Source organism: Thermosynechococcus sp. M3746_W2019_013 (genome assembly GCF_015296045.1).
Taxonomy (GTDB): Bacteria; Cyanobacteriota; Cyanobacteriia; order Thermosynechococcales; family Thermosynechococcaceae; genus Thermosynechococcus.
Map to the genome: position 1 here is coordinate 32,495 of NZ_DVDW01000034.1, position 17,279 is coordinate 49,773.

Sequence of the window (17,279 nt, forward strand, 5' to 3'; positions counted from 1 at the left end):
GTTGCCACCGATTCCAGAGCGTACAATAAGAAGGTTAAGGTTTGCTAATCGGGAGACTTTCTACCAATATGGCCGACGTGGGGGCAACGGGAGCCGAAATTCGGGCAACACGGATTGAGAAAGCAAAAACATTGCAAGCAAAGGGAATGAGCCCCTATGCCTATCGCTGGGAGCGCACCCATACTGCAGCAGTGCTGCAAGAAAAATATGCCCATTTGGCTGCTGGCGAAGCGGTGGGCGATCGCGTGAGGGTGGCTGGTCGCATTATGGCGCGGCGCGTCTTTGGCAAGCTGGCCTTTTTTACGCTTCAGGATGACAGCGGCACGATTCAGCTTTACCTCGATAAGCAAACCATTAGCCAAGGCATGGGGGAAGGCGCCTTTGCTGATTTAAAACACCTGACCGATGTCGGCGATATCCTTGGCGCTGTCGGTACCCTCAAGCGCACCGAGAAGGGCGAACTCTCGGTTGTGGTGGAATCCTACACCATGCTGACAAAATCATTGTTGCCCCTACCGGACAAATGGCACGGTCTCACGGATGTGGAAAAGCGCTATCGTCAGCGCTATGTAGATCTCATCGTCAACCCCCAAGTTCGTGACACATTCCGCAAGCGAGCACTCATCACTGCCGCCATTCGTCGCTACCTCAATGAGCAGGGTTTTATTGAAATTGAAACACCTGTTCTCCAGGCAGAAGCTGGGGGTGCCGAGGCACGTCCTTTTATTACCTACCACAACACCTTGGAGATGCAGCTTTATTTGCGGATTGCCACCGAACTCCACCTGAAGCGCCTGATTGTTGGTGGGTTTGAGAAGGTGTATGAACTGGGGCGCATCTTTCGCAATGAGGGTATCTCAACCAAGCACAACCCTGAATTTACATCCATTGAGGTCTATCAGGCCTACGCCGACTATAACGATATGATGACGCTGACGGAGGCGATGATTACCACAGCGGCGATGGAGGTGTTGGGCACACTCAAAATCACCTATCAAGGGGAAACAATTGATCTGACGCCGCCATGGCGACGGGTGACAATGCACGATGCGGTGTTGGCAGCCACTGAGATTGACTTTCGCCAATTAAAAGATCTGACAGCGGCTAAAACAGCTGCTCAAAAGGTAGGTGTAAAAGACTTAGACACCTGTGACACGATTGGCCGAGTGCTCAATGAAGTTTTTGAGCAAATCGTTGAACCTACATTGATTCAGCCCACCTTTGTTCTCGACTACCCTGTGGAGATTTCTCCCTTGGCCAAGCCCCACCGCAGTCAGCCGGGACTGGTGGAGCGATTTGAATTATTTATCGTTGGCCGCGAGCATGCCAATAGTTTTTCGGAGTTAACAGATCCCTTGGACCAACGGCAACGCTTGGAGGAACAAGCACGGCGCAAGGCGGCTGGGGATTTGGAAGCCCATAGTGTTGATGAAGATTTTCTCACCGCCTTAGAACATGGAATGCCGCCCACAGGAGGTTTAGGAATTGGCATTGACCGCTTGGTAATGCTGCTCACGGATTCGCCAAGTATTCGGGATGTGATTGCTTTCCCGCTGTTACGTCCTGAATCGGTGGGTAGTCAGGTTTGATGGGTTTGCTAAAATCTTAAGCGTATTTACTGACTGTCTTACCCTGAGTGTCCACTGAATGGAGGCATAGCCAACAATGTCAGTGCAAACTATTGAAAAGCCCGCAACCGTTCGCAAGTTGGCTCCCCGTTATCGGGTGCTCCTTCACAATGACAACGTCAACTCTATGGAGTATGTGGTGGAGGTATTGCTGAAGACGGTGCCAAGCCTCACCCAACCCCAGGCCGTGGATATTATGATGGAGGCACACCTGACGGGGGTTGCCCTAGTGATTACCTGTGCCCTTGAGCACGCTGAATTTTACTGTGAAGGCCTGAAAATGGCAGGGCTAACGAGTACCATTGAACCGACTGAGTAAACCACTGTTTTCCCAGTTTTGGCGGCAAATGATCCGCCGCCCCTTTTGGATTCGGGTTTTTAGTTTTGCCCTGACGCTGCTGCTGCTGTGGTTGCCCCTTGGCCTAGGGCTCTATTTTGCTTGGGGAGAAGGGGGAGCAGCTAGCTTTGTCAATATGGGGCTGTTGTACCTCATTTTTATTCTCTTGCTGCGAGTCTGGGGGCAGCGGGTACACCACCAGCGATCGCCCCTCGTGTTTTATGGCCTGAAGGGCGGTTGGAACTTTGGGCGGGATGCTTTGCTGGGGTGGCTAGCGGGTGTGTTTTTGGTTGGCCTGCTATTTGCCATTGAGGGGCTTTTGGGTTGGGTGAGCTGGCAGGGGCTGCCGGATCGCTTTGGTCTGGTGCTGCTGGATGGCGTCCTAACCGGTGTTGCTGTGGGCTTTGCTGAGGAATTGTTGTTTCGGGGCTGGCTGTTGCAGGAACTAGAGCTAGAGTACCAACCGTGGTTTGCTCTCTTGCTCAATGGCCTGATTTTTGCGGCGTTGCACTATCTGCATCCCTTAGAGGTGATTTTAGCCACATGGCCGCAGTTTTTTGGCTTAGCACTGTTGGGTTGGATTCTCAGTTTGAGTAAATGGGTCTTTGGTGGCCGTTTAGGCTTTCCCATGGGACTTCACGGTGGCTTAGTCTGGGCTTATTTTGGTGTCAATGTGGGAAAATTGGTGACCTACACCGGTGTGGCACCAGAGTGGCTAACGGGCATTAACGGTAACCCGATCGCCGGCCTGCTGGGGGTGGGTATTTTAATTCTGGTGGCTTTGGGGCTTAGCTATCGCGTCGCAACCGCACCATAAAAAAGCCATCCATGTCATCCCGTTGTGGCCACACGGTGATCCAACCTGCCGGTGCTGCTTTTAGGGGAAAGTTGGGGGGCGGTGGTTCAATGTGCCACTGGGGATGGTGAGCCAGAAACTGCTGAATCTGGGCCTCATTTTCTGCCGATTCCAAGCTACAGGTGGCATAAACGAGTAAGCCGTGGGGTTTGACCCACTGGGAGACGGTGGCCAAGAGTTGGGCTTGCAGGGGCAAGAGTTCAGCTAAGCGCGTCTTTAGGGGTCGCCAGCGGACATCGGCATGGCGGTGCAGCGTGCCTGTTCCCGAGCAGGGTACGTCTAAAAGGACACGATCGCCCATTGCTGCAAAATCCTCTGCCGTCGCACTATCTAGGGTGTGAATTTCAATGCTTTTGAGGCCGAGGCGATCGCGATTTTGCTGCAGTTTCCGCAAACGAGCGGGGGAGCGATCGCAGGCAATGACACGGCCTTGATCTCCCATTAACTCAGCAATGTGGGTGGTTTTTCCTCCGGGGGCGGCACAGGCATCAATGACCACCTCCCCGGGCTGGGGATCTAACAGATGGCTTACCCATTGTGCTGCCCGATCCTGAACCGACCAGTAACCTGCGGCATAGCCGGGGAGTTCCTGCATCGATTGCCCACAGTGGGATAGAACCAGTCCTTGGGGCAGGGGGGGAATTGGTTGCAACCCATAGCCTGCTGTTTCAAAATCAGCGATTAGCTGATCAGCTGTTACTCGCAGTGGGTTGAGGCGTAGATCGAGGCGGGGCGGCTGATTGAACCACTGACAGAGGGCAGTACACTCCTGAAGATGCAAACGTTCTAACCAAGAGGCAATCAGTGCATCGGGAAAGCTATAGCGACACCCGAGTTGAGACACCAGGGGGAGGTGGGCAATGAAAGCTTCAAGGGGATCGCTGGTGCAGCGGCTGTAATGGCGCAAGACCCCATTCACCAGTTTGGCAAAGCCTCCTAAGCCAATCTGCTTGACCAATTCAACGCTGCTGTGGACGGCGGCATGGGTGGGGATGCGATCCAGGTACCGCAGTTGATAGAGTCCTAAACGCAAGACTAACTGGACAGACAGGGGAGGAAGTTGGCGACAAAACCCCTGAATCAGGGTATCTAAGGTGCGCTGTTGGCGAATAGTTCCATAGACCAGTTCAGTCACTAGGGTGCGATCGCTCCCATCGAGGGCATACCGCTGCAAGACCTGATGCAGTGCCACATCGGCATAGGCGCCCTTGGCTACCCGGTCTAGGGCATCAAGGGCAAGACGCCGTGCACTTAGTTCCACGCCGATTGCTCAATCATTTCCCGCTGTTCACTGGTGGCGATCGGCCACTCAGGGTTGTCACCACCAATCACGAGGGTTTTTAAGGGCACATAGTCCTCACTAAATTGATGGAGGGCATTGATTAAGACATCCAAGGCCAAGGCGTCACTGGTACCCAAATCAAACCAGCAGCGAGCCCAGCGATCGTTGTACTCAAACTCGCCCATATTGTGCATCACCGCCATCAGCGAACTTTCGGCTTGGGCGCGATCGTACTCTAGGTGACTGAGGTCTAAACCTGTTTCCTGGACTTGAAGATTCTCAGCATTGAATCCCCCCAGTTTCCCGAGGAAAAACCAGGAGTTAAAGACTTCCTCCAGATACTGCTGCTCCACGGACGAAGGTGGTGCCGCAAATTCCACCCAAATCCATACATCAAAGGGATTCACTTCACGGAAGATGACATTCATGCCCTAGCTCCCATTAAACCCTTCTGAAAGGCAGGCCGTTGTTGCAAGCGGGCTACATAATCCGCTACAGCAGGATAGGGACTCAAGTCCACCTGAAAGAGCATCTGGAGATAGGCCAGCATCGACCCGAGGGCAACATCGGCCACCGAAAAGTCCTTGCCGAGAATGTAGGATTGCCCCATGAGAGCCGTCTCAATGCCCTTGAGCAGTTGTGGAAGCTGGCGATCGCGCGTTTCGGGCGGAAACATTGCCTGGGTCAGGGTAGAGTTGGCAAACAGCACCCACTGATAAACTTGGGCAGCGGCGGCCGCATCCTTGGGTAATTCACCGTGAACCTGGGCAAGATAGAGCAAAATCGCCCCTGATTCCCAAAGCACCACATCCCCATCCACAATCACGGGCACTTTACCCATGGGGTTGAGTTTGAGAAATTCAGGCTGATGTTGTTCCCCAGCTTGGAGATCTATCAGCACAAACTCATAGGGAATGCCCAGTTCTTCTAAATACCAGCGGACAATACTGGCGCGGGATTTGGCGCCGCCATAGAGCTTTAGCATAGGTCAGTTGCAGCGATCAATGTGTCAATCAAATTTCAGTCACTTTTATTTATTATGATCCTTGATTGATCCTTGATCGACCTCAAAATCATTTCCTGCCTAACTCTCCTCAGCGCCAAAGCAGATGTAGGGGCCATTCAGCTACCACTTCCGCCAAGTGCTCATTGGACGGTTGACCATAGGGCAGCACCCCCAACACCGGCACTTGGGTAAAATGGCTGAGAAAGTCTGGGGGGGTCCACTGTTCAATCTCGGCATCACTACAGGGGGTAACACAGTTGAGAATTAGACCGCGAATGGCCAACTGGTACTGCCGGGCAAGGGCAATATTGGCCACAATTTGGGCGATCGCCCCCAGGCGTACTGTTGCCACTAAGACAATGGGCAACTTCCAAGCGGCTGCCAAATCCGCCACTGTCCACTCCCAAGTAATGGGCGAGCCTAGGCCCCCAATCCCTTCAACTAAAAGATAATCAAACCGCTCCTGAAGCTGCTGGTAAGTCTGCCAGATGGGGGCTAAATCAATCCTGCGATTTTCCAATTGGGCTGCAATGGGAGGCGCAAGGGGGGCTCCAAAACTCAGAGGGCACACCTCCCTGGGCGTTTGTTCCAGAGGTAGGGTTTGACAGTAGTAGTCCCCATCGCCAATCTCAACCGCTGTTCCACTTTGCATGGGCTTGAGAATGCCCCAGCGTTCTTGAGGACGGTAGCGATGGGCGTAAGACCACAGGGCTCGTGTGATCATTGTTTTGCCCACCCCAGTATCGACACCGGTAATGAGTAAAGACTGGCAATGCTGTGAAATGTTCAACCCTCCCTACCGTTGTCGCGATAGTTCTCAATGGATTATACCCATTTCATCTTCTTTTTCACTTTGATTAAATTCACTTCATTAAATGTGACGGCAAAACCTGATCCTGTTGCAGCTCATGGTGAATGGCTGCAAAACTGCTGGGATGGGCAGGGAGCGATCGCGCCAAAGACCTCAATTGTGGGTACTCCGAAACCGCTGAGGGCCAATATGTTTTCAGTATAGACGCCCTAGGGGTTAGAAGGCATCGGGATATCAATCAGGGCTTTTAATCATCAGAACTCGTAGGGGGGGCGATCGCAGGCGGCGCAGTTTCAACTACTCTAGGAAATAGTCCTTACTGAATGTCTGCCGCGCAACCATGGCTGAGACCCTCATGTTTAATGCCCTTCGTGCTGCCATTGATGAAGAAATGGAGCGAGATCCCACGGTTTTTGTGCTGGGGGAAGATGTGGGACATTATGGCGGCTCCTACAAAGTCACCAAAGACCTCTACAAAAAGTATGGTGAACTGCGCCTATTGGATACCCCCATTGCCGAAAATAGCTTTACTGGCATGGCCATTGGGGCAGCCATGACCGGCTTGCGTCCCATTGTCGAGGGCATGAACATGGGCTTTTTGCTGTTGGCCTTCAATCAGATTGCCAACAATGCTGGCATGCTGCGCTACACCTCTGGCGGCAACTTCAAAATTCCAATTGTGATCCGTGGTCCCGGTGGGGTTGGGCGACAACTGGGGGCAGAGCACTCCCAACGGCTCGAGGCCTACTTTCAAGCGGTGCCGGGATTAAAAATTGTTGCCTGCTCGACTCCCTACAACGCCAAAGGCTTGCTCAAGTCAGCGATTCGCGATCCCAATCCGGTGCTGTTCTTTGAGCATGTGCTCCTATACAACCTCAAGGAGGATCTCCCAGAGGAAGAATATCTCCTACCGCTTGATAAAGCCGAAGTTGTTCGCACTGGTCAAGATGTAACGATCTTGACCTACTCGCGGATGCGTCACCATGTTCTGCAAGCGGTGAAAACCCTTGAAAAAGAGGGCTACGACCCCGAAGTGATTGACCTGATTTCCCTAAAGCCCTTCGACTTTGAGACAATTGGTGCCTCGATTCGCAAAACCCATCGCGTGGTGATTGTCGAAGAGTGCATGAAGACAGGGGGAATTGGTGCCGAACTTTCAGCTTCGATCATGGAACGCTACTTTGATGAACTGGATGCACCGGTCATCCGCCTTTCTTCCAAAGATGTTCCTACCCCCTACAATGGCACCCTAGAGAATCTGACGATTGTGCAACCGCCTCAAATTGTAGCGGCAGTGCAAAAGCTGGTGCAGGGACAGGTTTAGCCATGGGAAAGTATCGCGGCTGGCTGATTGCCATTTTGGTGTTGCTGATGGCTGCCACGTGGGTCATTGTGCGCACGCCGGCTCGGCTGGGCTTAGATCTGCGGGGGGGTGCCCAACTGACGTTGCAGGTGCAAACAACAGACAAGGTGCCGCAAATTACGCCCCAAGTGCTGGCGGCAGTTCAAGGGGTGGTGCAACGGCGGATTGATGGCTTGGGTGTTGCCGAAGCAGTGGTACAAACCGCCGGGGACGACAAGCTTTTGGTGCAATTGCCCGGGGTGACGGATCCGCAGCAGGCGGAGCGAATTCTCAAGGGGACAGCGCAACTGCTCTTTGCTGTGCAGAAGTCGGGCACAGAGACACAACTGCAAATTGAGCGGCAACTTCAGTCGCAACTGCTCTTGGAACAGGCTCAACTCTTGGCGGAGCAGGCTCAGAAGGCCAATGATCCCGAAGCCCTGAAGGAGATTGAGGCGAAGCTAGAAAAAAACCGTGACTCCCTTGAAAAAAGCCAGCAAGCGATCGCCGGCCTCTTTATACCCTCCGATTTAACGGGGGCAATGCTCAGGGAGGCCTTTGCCAGTCCAGTGGCGCCTGGATCCCCAAACTGGAGTGTGATTGTCCGCTTTGACAACCAAGGGGCTGAACTGTTTGCCCAACTGACGAAGGAGATTGCTGGCACGGGCCGCAGCCTTGGGATTTTTCTTGACAATCGCCTGATTAGTGCGCCAACTGTGGCGGTGGAATATGCAGAAACGGGGATTGTTGGCGGGAGTGCGGAGATTTCTGGGGGTTTTACTGCCCAAACTGCGAATGATTTAGCGATTCAGTTGCAGGGGGGTGCACTGCCGGTGCCGCTAGAGGTCGTGGAAAACCGCACGGTGGGTGCTTCCCTGGGGCAAGACAGTATTCGCGATAGTCTCTATGCCGGCTTGGCGGGCTTGGTGTTGGTGCTAGTCTTTATGGTCGCCTACTACCGCCTGCCGGGACTCATTGCCGATATTGCCCTGCTTCTATATGCCATCTTTACCTATGCAGCTTTTCTGCTGTTTGGGGTGACGCTGACACTGCCGGGGATTGCGGGTTTTATTCTCAGTATTGGTATGGCGGTGGATGCCAATGTGCTCATTTTTGAGCGTACCCGCGAGGAGCTGCGGGCAGGAAAAACCCTCTACCGTGCCGTTGAATCGGGGTTCGATCGCGCCTTTGCCAGTATTCTGGATAGCAATGTCACCACCTTGATTGCCTGTGCTGCCCTCTTTGCCTTGGGAACAGGGTTTGTCCGCGGTTTTGCCGTTACCCTTGCCATTGGCATTGGCATTAGTATGTTTACGGCTCTCACCTGTAGTCGCACGTTTCTGTTCTATGCCATTAGCATTCCCAGTCTGCGTAGGCCCAATTGGTTCTGTCCAAAACTGGAGAGCGTTCGATGAGCTTTAGTGTCAATCGCCAGCGATCGCTCTGGTGGGGTCTATCTTTGGTGGTCATTCTCAGTGGGCTTGTGGCCATGGCCATCTCTTGGGTGTCCCTGGGCACTCCCCTGCGGTTAGGCTTAGATTTTATTGGCGGGACGCGGTTGCAATTTGAACTGGCCTGCAGCGCCACCAACAACTGTTCTCAGCCCATTGATATTGATGTGGTGCGTCAAGTGCTCAACCAGCAGGGATTGGGCAACAGCAGCCTGCAAATTGTGGGTGAGTATGGGGTGAGTATTCGCACAGTGCCCCTCTCTGTGGATCAGCGCAGCCGCCTCAGTGACGCCCTCACGCAAAAAATCGGTGACTTTGACCCCCAGAAAACCCAAATTGAGACCGTTGGTCCGACCCTTGGCAATGAAATCCTGCGATCGGGACTGCTGGCACTGTTGGTATCGTTTATTGGCATTACGATTTATCTGACGCTGCGCTTCCAGTTTGACTATGCCTGTTTTGCCCTTGTCGCCCTTGTCCACGATGTATTGGTGACCACCGGCATTTTTGCCATTTTAGGACTTGTGGCAGGGGTGGAAATTGATAGCCTCTTCATTGTGGCGCTGCTCACGATCATTGGTTTTTCTGTGAACGATACAGTGGTCATCTACGACCGCGTGCGGGAAACACTGAACCTCAACCCAGAGCTTGGAATTCAAGAGGTGGTGGATCAGGCCGTAGTGCAAACCCTTGGCCGCTCCATCAATACCACCCTGACAACGCTACTGCCTCTGATCACGATTCTTCTCTTTGGGGGCGATACACTGCGCTACTTTGCCTTGGCCTTGCTGATTGGTTTCACAACGGGGGCCTATTCAAGTATTTTCATTGCCAGTACTCTCCTTGCCTGGTGGCGCGATCGCCAGCCGCCGCGTCCCGCTACGAATACCCTGGAGACAACGTCGACGCCCTAACTGGTTGTGCTCATTCCCCTCACCCAAGAGAAAGTCCGTCAATTGGTGCCGCTGGTGGCCACCGGTTCCCAGTATCGCTATGTTTGGGGCAAGCTTCAGGACTTTCTACGACGCTTAACCTTCTCCGTGGTGGCGGTGGCCGTTATTGCCTTGGGTTTGAATTTTTTAGGGGATAGCGCTCAACTGATTTTGGGTCTGGTGGCGGGTCTCTATTGGCTCTGGGCACCGGCAGTGCTAGCCTCATTTCGCAATCGTCGCCATCGGCGGTTTCCCTATGGCGGCTTTTGGCGCGGGCGTGTCTTGGATGTTTATGTCACGGAAGAATTGGTGGGCAAAGAAGAGACAGTTAACGACAAGGGACAACTCGTCATTATTGAGAACCGTGAACGCTGCTTGAATCTGGAGATTGGCGATAAAACGGGCTTTGAAACCAGAGTGCAAGCCAAATTGCTGCGTCAACATCGAGGGATTCGCCCTGGCGATGCAGCGGAAATGCTGGTTCTCTCCCGTCGTCCTGATCTTGCAGAGATTGAATTGATTTCTGAAGTTTTCCTACCCCGCCATCGCCTCTGGATTGGCACCTACCCAATTTTGCAGCGGGATGCCTTTATTGATTTATCAGAAACCCTGCGGCGCAAAGCGCGCTCTCAAGCGCCTCGGCGATCGCCCCGCTCCCGACGTTCCAGCCTGTGATACCTTAAAGGAAAGAAATAAAAGTTAACAATTTCCGATATTCCCTTGACTGCTCTTACTTCCCCCTCGACACTTTCCTCTCTGCGCCTTGGCTCACGGCTAGCTTGGTTGCTCTTTGGCTTTGCCGCCTGCTTGGTCTCCATTCCCGTTTTTATTGAGGCGCCTCTCGTGCGGACATTCCCTTGGCTGAGTTTGGCTTTGACGCCGCTGCTGGTGGGTCTCAGTTTCTATCTCCAACGCCAGCCCCACTCCCGCTATTGGGGTGAGATGCTTTATGGATTTAGCTGGTGTTGGGGGGCAGGTTCGCTCTACTGGGGATGGTTGCGCTGGGAACCCCTGTGGCATTTGCCCATTGAGGCTTTACCCATTCCGCTGATGCTCTGGCACCTGCGGCAACGGCAGCAACTGGTGGGCGTGTTCTTTTTTTGCGGCTCTTTTCTGGGCACTGCCATCACTGATGCCTACTTTTACTTGATTGATGTGATTCCCCATTGGCGAGCCATTATGTATCTCGAAGGGGATGTCATTTCAGTTCAGGAGATGCTTGCACAGGCGATCGCTCAGGCCCAGACCTTTAGTGGCCAGGTGTGGGGGGTTCTCTTGAGCCTGAGTTTGCTCCTCATTGGTCTGCTGCCCCTCTTTGAATCCCAGATTCGTCGTGGCTCCGTCTTGCCCGTATGGGGATTTATGGGCGCTGTCTTGAGTACACTCGTTGTTGACGGTCTCTTTGGCCTTACCATTGGCCTAATGTCGATGAGTTAAAAGAGTTAACCTCTGGCAGCATGCGGGACTTCCCGCCGATAAAGCTAAAATCAGCACAGAGGGATTCAACGGCAACCATGGGGGTTTTTGCTCACCTTTGCTTAACGGGATCGGCTTTTCTCTTTGCCCTTGAGGGCTATTATCGGCTGAAGCTCAGAGGAATAAAGGTGGCCAGTCCTAGCACCATTGGTGAGTTACAAAAGTTCCAACAACAGGTGGCTCAGGAGATGGGTAGCGGCAGTTGGCGCGAGTATGTGCAGGTGGTTGGTCAAGTAACGGCGTCTCAGCCCTTGCTCTCGGAAGTGAAGCGCATTCCCTGTGTCTATTACAAAACGATTATCAGCCGCGAGTATGAAAAACAGGGGAGCGATCGCTCCTCGGAAATCATTGGCCGCCATGAGCAGTCAACCCTATTTTTTCTGCGCGATCATCAAGGGGAGATTGAGGTGAACCCTGTCGGTGCTGAGATTGAAGCTGTGCAGGTCTTAGATGAACTGCGGCCAGTGGATAAACCCCATTCCCTTGCCTTCTCTTTAGGGGTTCTGTCATTGAATTGGCGGTTTGGTAGTAATACAACGCTTGGCTATCGCTATCAGGAGTGGGTGCTGCCCTTGGGGCAACCCATCTCGGTGGTGGGCATGGCCTCGGATCAGGGGGGAGTTCTCCGCCTCCAAAAGCCGCAAAACAGGGGACAAAAATTCATCATTTCCCTGAGCTTTGAGGATCCGCTGATTCAGCAGTACAAACAGCAAAAACGAAAAATGACCTATGCTTCCCTGAGTGCCGCTCTCTGTGGTGTCTGTGGTTTAGTTTTGGCCTTGTTTTAGGGTTTTAGGCTTAATCGGGTTCTTGCTTTGGGTTTTTAGGTTGTATCCAGATGATCCGCCGCTGATTGGCGCCAATTAAATTGGCCTCCTCCTGGGCAATGCGCCGCCGTGCTTGGGGCTGGCGATCGCGCTCCTGTTCCCGTTGTAATTCCCTAACTCGCGCCTCCAGTTGGGCCACTTCCGCTTCGAGGGCATGGAGTTTTTGCAGTTGACTCAGTTGATAGGGCACCAGCTTGGCGATCGCCCCAAGGGCAAAGGCGAGTAGCACTAGATTCACTGCAATTTTGGCACCCGCTTCCCAGGCAATCGCAGGAATTTTTCGAAGAGAGTGAGCCATGGCTAAACCGTGAACGGCAAGTTGTCTATCAGTATAAAAAGAAAAAAGGCAGCTCCTTTGCTTGAGCAACGCCATGGGGAACTGCCTAATAAATTTTTTAAATTTTTAGAGAAATAGAGCCCTGCAGCCAGTTGGCAACAACCGTTCTGACTACTTGTACAACTCAGTGGAAAGCCGAAATGCCAGTACCGCAGGCAACAGGGCAATCACAAGGGCAACGTAAACTTGGGTATCGGTCAGCGCCATGAACAACTCCTTTATGGAATAACAGTCGCGATCAAGTGCTGTATTTATTACTCCATAGGTACTCCCCTTTGGCAACGCCTCCTCATAGTTCGTAACATTTTGCAGCTAGGTCTCTGGGGTGACCCTAGAACGCCAGTGGGGCAGCCGTCGCAGGATAGTCAGCATTGACACCCCTGTGGCCAGAAGTGTCAGCAAACTCAGCCCCACCAAGAGCACATAGAAGGGACGCCCCACCTCCCCCCAATAGCTTCCCTGATGTAGGCTCAGGAAAATTGCCGCCTGTTCCTTGGAGAGGCCAAACCAGTTGCGGCCAAGGCGATAGGCAATTCCTGTCGTGGCACTCACGAGTAAGGGCAATGCTGCAATGCCAGCTAGGAGGTGATGTAGCCGCCGCGCTGACCACTGGCCAGGGAGCGATCGCCCCCACAGGAGACCCAAACCCGTAGCAATGATTCCCAGCAAGCCCAAGCCAAGGACCAACACATAGAGCGGCACGCCCCATTCCCCCAGATAGCGGCCCTCATGGAGGGTCATCATTGCCCGCCCAAAGTCTTTAGATAGCCCAAACCAACTGCGCCCAAGACGATGGGCTATTCCCGTTGTGGCTGAGATCAATAGGGGTAGGGCAAAGATCACCGCAAGGAATTGATGCCCCTGACTGCTGATCTTGGCAAGACGCGGTTTCAGAGCACTCATGGTTCCACCTCCATTTGCCAGGGAATCGCCAAGGTAAAGGCCGTGCCGCGATCGCCTGCGTAGGGACTGGTCACCCGCAGGTTTAGACCATAGGGACGCAGCAAATCCTGAGCGATCGCCAAGCCCAGACCACTCCCCTCAATCTCGCTGTCCGCTTGAATCCCCCGATATCCCCGTTCAAAAAGACGCGGCTGCACCTCCTTAGGAATGCCACAGCCGGTATCCCAAACGGTTAACTCTAAGGCGGTGGGCGAGAGCGTCAAGCGCAGACCAATCGTGCCCCCTTGCGGGGTGTACTTAAAAGCATTGTCCAGTAGATTACCGACAACCTCCTGCAGCACCCGTTCCTCGAGCCAGATGGGCGGCAGTTGAGGCGGTATCTCCACCACAAAGGTTTTACCCTCCATTTCAGCGCGAGCTTGGGCGGCACTGATCAGCGGCAAGAGAGTTTCAGCTAGATCGAGGGGTTTACCCGCAAGGGGTAGGGGCTGTCTGCCCGTAAAGACGGGAATATCGTTGCGCTGTTGGCGATAGTCCTCCAACAGTGCCATGAGCCGCTCTGTTTCCTTGGCAATGCCTTCGGCGAGGGGACGCCCCTTGTGATCAGGTTCCAAGCGTTTGAGCAGGAGCTTGACAAACGTGCGAATGGCGGCCACGGGATTGCGCAGTTGATGGAGCAGATCGTCAAAGCGCTGTTGCTGTTGATCCAGTGGGTGGGCGCGGCAGTGGCTGAGCCATTGTTGCCGTTGATCTAAGAGGCAGGCGATGGCCAGGGTTTGTGCCACCTGTTGCAATTGTGCCTGCTCTGCTGCCAGCCAAGGACGGTGTTGCCGCTGTGCCACCAGTACCCCCAAGACCCAATTTTGGTACATCAGGGGCAGGATCAGTTGATTGGCTAAGGACGAGACAACCTGTTGAGGGTAATGGCTTAGAGCAGTCTCTGGGGCTGCGGTTGGCGGTGGTAGTGTCGGGGGAATGGGTACGCTCAGGAGGGGTGCCGCCTCTGGATAAACCGCAACAGGGGACCATGAGGGAGAGTCGTTGAGGGTTTCACTAAGGTAGACCGCCAGTGAAGAGGCCCCCAAGCTGTTGACAACGAGTTCTAATTGGGTGCGACAGAGGGCAGCAAATTCTTCACTGGCTGGCCAGAGCATCTAGGCAGTAACCCCGGAGTGACTCGACACTTGCGGGAGCAGGACTTGAAAGTCACCACTCCCTTTTGTATATTCTTCCAGCAATTGCTTTTCAATGGGAAGCAGGTTGGGATCTGGGTCAGCCTCCTGTTCCTTGAAGGTTTCTTCAATGAGTCCCATCTGCTCCTCTGCTTCAGCAAGGGCACTGAGCAGTTCTTCATGGATGGGAACATTGCCGTTTTGACTCACCAGCAACTGGTAGCGATCGCGCAGGTCATGGAGTTCCCGCTGCATGGCCTCTTTTTCAGCCATGAGCTGCTCTGTCATTTGCTTGTAGTATTTGAACGCCATCAGAAAAGGGACGAGCTTTTCCCGCAGGGTCATGTGGTCAATATCGAGTTTGGTATAGCGTTCTGCCAGTTGGCTATAGGCTTGGCACAGACGTAGGTAACGTTGGCTGAGAGTATCCATAGATTATCTAGAGAAAGGGTTATTGAGGCGCTACCCCCTATCATAGACGGGCAGCCTATTGGTCGCCATTGTCGCGGTTTCAGGAATTAAAACAATGTAAAATAGGCTACGAAATTTTTAGGCGGATTGTGAGCCTCCACTGACAAGAGCCAGTGCCCAGATAGCCATAGGGCGCAGGTACATACTGGCACGGAAGGTACCCTTGGCCGTAATCGCCTCCGGCGTCCGAAATTGCAGGCCATTCTCGTAGATTTGCCGTACCACCACTTCGGCTAAACGCCATGCTTCGTGGGTCATTCCCCGCTGCCACAAAAAGGCGGCCAAGCCAAAGTTAATCCCCGTCCATACTTCAAGGGGATGGGTAGCGTGGGGGTTTTCAGGTTGCCCGTTGGGCAATAGACCATTGGCAGCCCCCAACTGGCCGTTGTGAAATTTGAGAAAACAGGTGTCGTAAATTTTCCGCAGGGCGCGATCGCAACAGTCGGGGGGCACAATATCCACCAAGCCCAAGAGTTGGGCATAAAACTGGCCACACAGTTGATCCGCCATGATCACATCGGAGCCACTGCCCGTATCGAGACGATAGTACTCGCCATTCCACAGCAGTTGATGGTAGCGGGGGCGAGCTTGGCTAAGCCACTGGCGGTAGGTTTCCACCTGCGGTTGTTGGAGAATCGTGCCGAGGGCGATCGCCGCCTCTAGGGCTGCCAACCACAAGCCACCACAGTAGGCACTGACTCCCTGTAGTTTCCAGTCATCGTAGGTTTGATCCGGGGCACCCCCATTTTCTGGCAGCCCATCGCCATCCTGGTCAAATTGTTTCAAATAGTCTAAGGCTGCCACCACCGCCGACCAGCACTCACGGGCGAAATCGAGATCTGTCCCCCCCGTGAACAAAAAGTCTCGATAGACCAACAGCACAAAATCCGAGGCCAAATCTTTCCACAGATTACAGTCTTGGTAGGCCGTGTAGTTGGTCTTTTCCCAAGGGTGCTCATTGGGAGCACCGAGATCGTGGGGAACGGCATTGGCCAGTTTACGAGGCGCTTTGTAGGCGGTTTCGGGATCACCACGATAGAAGTAGCCAATGATTCTCAGGGTTGGATCCGCTGTCGGAATGGCCCGCGCAAAGGCACGCATCACGGATTTTTCCAGCTCTGGCCACAGTTGCAGGAGGGCAAAGGAGCCATAAAGACGCACATCCAGACTTTCATACCAGCGGTAGTCAAGACATTCTAAAACGGCAAACTGACCCACAGGATCGCGATCGCTGGCCGCACTCCAGAGGCTCCCCCCACTACTGAGAACGTATAGCTCATTACACAGTGCCATCTTGAACCAGTCCGGCCAGTCGGGGTGGCTGAGGATCGGTGCTTGCCAAGTGCGAATCTGCTCTTGCCACGTGGCATAGGCGGCGAGGGCTTGGGCGGCAAGGGTGACGGCATTAGTCCCTCGGCGATCGCAAAAATCCGTGTAACGACGGTAATAGATCACCCCCTTGCCAAACTCGGTCACGGGAAAGTCCCACGCTAGGACCACAGGAATTTGTTTTCTTGCTCCCGGTGCCAAGGAAAAGCGCAGGGCAAAAGCGGCGGCCACCTGTTCTCCCACTGCCGCTGGGGTGGGGTCATGAACAAACGGTAGGGAACCATCCACGGAAAATGATTGCCATAGTTGTGCCCCATCTCCCTCTGGCTGCCAGCGACTACAGCCAAAAAACTCGCCAAGGCCTGTGGGAATTAATGCTGCCCATTCGCCATCCCCCTCTTGGGGTGGGTTGGGGTGGGGCATACGCCGCAGTCGCCAACCTTGAAAAGACGCCGTTTGAATCAGTTCATTAAAATTGCCGTCACTTTGACCCCAGCGGGGCGTGTAGGTATAGACAGGGCTACCATCATCGCGGATGGCAATGGCGGAGGAAGGGGTAGTATTGCGAAACCAACCGACGGTATTTTGCCACGAGAACATTAGGCTCAGGGTGAGGGACTGATCTGTGGGATTGCTGAATGTCCACAGAAACACCGCCACAGGGTAACTGGTTTCTTGGTAGTTGTGGGGCAGAATCGGTGAAAACTGTTCGCAGGTGATCTGGGCGCTAAAGACTCCCTCATAGACAAACCAACTGCGGGGATAGCGGGCAGCGTAGAAGCCTTTACCAGTGGGGTACCATTGCCAAGTACTGAGGCGGCCATCGCTCGGGGGAGTTCCTAGGGCGTAGGCTTGTGTCCGCTCTCCTTGCTCAAAAAGACTAAATTGACAGGCGGGCAGGGTGCCAAAGATGTGCTCTCCGCCATCAAGGTGCCAGAGGTTGAAGTCCCCGGCGGAGGAACGGCCAATACAGCCAGCGCCAAAGCCACCGAGGGGCATTCCATGCCAAGGGCCATCGTCTAAATTGCTGGCATAGCGAACGCGATAAGGATTCTCCCAGCCTTGGCCGATCGCCCGAGTCCAAGCACAGTTGGCAAATTCAATCACACCACTTTCCGA

General features: G+C 53.8%; 19 protein-coding genes. 9 read left to right on the forward strand and 10 right to left on the reverse strand.

Annotation, left to right across the window (positions count from 1 at the left end):
- Positions 1–68: 68 nt before the first annotated feature.
- The 3 genes from lysS (at position 69) to IGQ16_RS06500 (ending at position 2,782) form a co-directional block, all read left to right on the forward strand.
- Positions 69–1,589: a lysine--tRNA ligase gene (lysS, locus tag IGQ16_RS06490; RefSeq protein ID WP_297060672.1), complete on the forward strand. Its 1,521-nt coding sequence runs from the start codon at positions 69–71 to the stop codon at positions 1,587–1,589.
- Between the two features lie 76 nt (positions 1,590–1,665).
- Positions 1,666–1,947, forward strand: coding sequence for an ATP-dependent Clp protease adapter ClpS (clpS, locus tag IGQ16_RS06495; RefSeq protein WP_024123996.1), 282 nt, complete (start codon positions 1,666–1,668; stop codon positions 1,945–1,947).
- Positions 1,931–2,782, forward strand: a complete 852-nt coding sequence (locus IGQ16_RS06500) for a CPBP family intramembrane glutamic endopeptidase (RefSeq protein ID WP_225871765.1) — start codon at positions 1,931–1,933, stop codon at positions 2,780–2,782. Before clpS ends, IGQ16_RS06500 begins: the two co-directional genes overlap by 17 nt.
- Here IGQ16_RS06500 and IGQ16_RS06505 read toward each other — a convergent pair.
- The 4 genes from IGQ16_RS06505 to bioD all read right to left on the reverse strand — a co-directional run bounded on the left by IGQ16_RS06505 (position 2,754) and on the right by bioD (position 5,899).
- Positions 2,754–4,082: a 16S rRNA (cytosine(967)-C(5))-methyltransferase gene (locus IGQ16_RS06505; protein WP_297060675.1), complete on the reverse strand. Its 1,329-nt coding sequence runs from the start codon at positions 4,080–4,082 to the stop codon at positions 2,754–2,756. The genes IGQ16_RS06500 and IGQ16_RS06505 overlap by 29 nt on opposite strands.
- Positions 4,073–4,531, reverse strand: coding sequence for a DUF3531 family protein (locus tag IGQ16_RS06510; RefSeq protein ID WP_011056063.1), 459 nt, complete (start codon positions 4,529–4,531; stop codon positions 4,073–4,075). The genes IGQ16_RS06505 and IGQ16_RS06510 overlap by 10 nt, the downstream gene beginning before the upstream one ends.
- A complete protein-coding gene (locus IGQ16_RS06515) occupies positions 4,528–5,088 on the reverse strand; it encodes a glutathione S-transferase family protein (protein ID WP_024123999.1) in 561 nt (186 codons plus the stop codon). The genes IGQ16_RS06510 and IGQ16_RS06515 overlap by 4 nt, the downstream gene beginning before the upstream one ends.
- A gap of 109 nt (positions 5,089–5,197) precedes the next feature.
- The gene (gene bioD / locus IGQ16_RS06520) at positions 5,198–5,899 is read right to left on the reverse strand and encodes a dethiobiotin synthase (RefSeq protein WP_297060677.1); all 702 of its coding nucleotides are present in this window, start codon (positions 5,897–5,899) and stop codon (positions 5,198–5,200) included.
- 361 nt (positions 5,900–6,260) lie between these two features.
- Here bioD and IGQ16_RS06525 point away from each other — a divergent pair, with 361 nt between their 5' ends.
- The 6 genes from IGQ16_RS06525 to IGQ16_RS06550 all read left to right on the forward strand — a co-directional run bounded on the left by IGQ16_RS06525 (position 6,261) and on the right by IGQ16_RS06550 (position 11,909).
- The gene (locus tag IGQ16_RS06525) at positions 6,261–7,244 is read left to right on the forward strand and encodes an alpha-ketoacid dehydrogenase subunit beta (RefSeq protein ID WP_297060679.1); all 984 of its coding nucleotides are present in this window, start codon (positions 6,261–6,263) and stop codon (positions 7,242–7,244) included.
- 2 nt (positions 7,245–7,246) lie between these two features.
- Positions 7,247–8,677, forward strand: a complete 1,431-nt coding sequence (gene secD / locus IGQ16_RS06530; protein WP_297060681.1) for a protein translocase subunit SecD — start codon at positions 7,247–7,249, stop codon at positions 8,675–8,677.
- Positions 8,674–9,627 (forward strand): protein translocase subunit SecF, encoded by a 954-nt coding sequence (gene secF / locus IGQ16_RS06535; protein ID WP_024124002.1) that lies wholly within the window; start codon positions 8,674–8,676, stop codon positions 9,625–9,627. Before secD ends, secF begins: the two co-directional genes overlap by 4 nt.
- 6 nt (positions 9,628–9,633) lie before the next feature.
- On the forward strand, positions 9,634–10,320 hold the full coding sequence (locus tag IGQ16_RS06540; RefSeq protein WP_024124003.1) for a hypothetical protein: 687 nt from the start codon (positions 9,634–9,636) through the stop codon (positions 10,318–10,320).
- Between the two features lie 45 nt (positions 10,321–10,365).
- Positions 10,366–11,082 carry a DUF3120 domain-containing protein gene (locus IGQ16_RS06545; protein WP_297060684.1) on the forward strand — a complete coding sequence of 239 codons (717 nt, stop codon included), beginning with the start codon at positions 10,366–10,368 and terminating at the stop codon, positions 11,080–11,082.
- A 77-nt stretch (positions 11,083–11,159) separates the two neighbouring features.
- The gene (locus tag IGQ16_RS06550) at positions 11,160–11,909 is read left to right on the forward strand and encodes an E3 ubiquitin ligase family protein (RefSeq protein WP_297060686.1); all 750 of its coding nucleotides are present in this window, start codon (positions 11,160–11,162) and stop codon (positions 11,907–11,909) included.
- 10 nt (positions 11,910–11,919) lie between these two features.
- On the opposite strand, the gene IGQ16_RS06555 is transcribed toward IGQ16_RS06550, so the two are convergent.
- The 6 genes from IGQ16_RS06555 to IGQ16_RS06580 all read right to left on the reverse strand — a co-directional run bounded on the left by IGQ16_RS06555 (position 11,920) and on the right by IGQ16_RS06580 (position 17,267).
- Positions 11,920–12,246 (reverse strand): hypothetical protein, encoded by a 327-nt coding sequence (locus IGQ16_RS06555; RefSeq protein WP_024124005.1) that lies wholly within the window; start codon positions 12,244–12,246, stop codon positions 11,920–11,922.
- 150 nt (positions 12,247–12,396) lie between these two features.
- A complete protein-coding gene (psaM, locus tag IGQ16_RS06560) occupies positions 12,397–12,492 on the reverse strand; it encodes a photosystem I reaction center subunit XII (protein ID WP_011056052.1) in 96 nt (31 codons plus the stop codon).
- A 105-nt stretch (positions 12,493–12,597) separates the two neighbouring features.
- Positions 12,598–13,188 carry a PepSY domain-containing protein gene (locus tag IGQ16_RS06565; protein ID WP_297060688.1) on the reverse strand — a complete coding sequence of 197 codons (591 nt, stop codon included), beginning with the start codon at positions 13,186–13,188 and terminating at the stop codon, positions 12,598–12,600.
- Positions 13,185–14,342: a HAMP domain-containing sensor histidine kinase gene (locus IGQ16_RS06570; protein ID WP_024124007.1), complete on the reverse strand. Its 1,158-nt coding sequence runs from the start codon at positions 14,340–14,342 to the stop codon at positions 13,185–13,187. The genes IGQ16_RS06565 and IGQ16_RS06570 overlap by 4 nt, the downstream gene beginning before the upstream one ends.
- On the reverse strand, positions 14,343–14,792 hold the full coding sequence (locus tag IGQ16_RS06575) for a hypothetical protein (protein WP_024124008.1): 450 nt from the start codon (positions 14,790–14,792) through the stop codon (positions 14,343–14,345).
- A 117-nt stretch (positions 14,793–14,909) separates the two neighbouring features.
- On the reverse strand, positions 14,910–17,267 hold the full coding sequence (locus IGQ16_RS06580; protein ID WP_297060689.1) for a GH116 family glycosyl hydrolase: 2,358 nt from the start codon (positions 17,265–17,267) through the stop codon (positions 14,910–14,912).
- Positions 17,268–17,279: the final 12 nt, after the last annotated feature.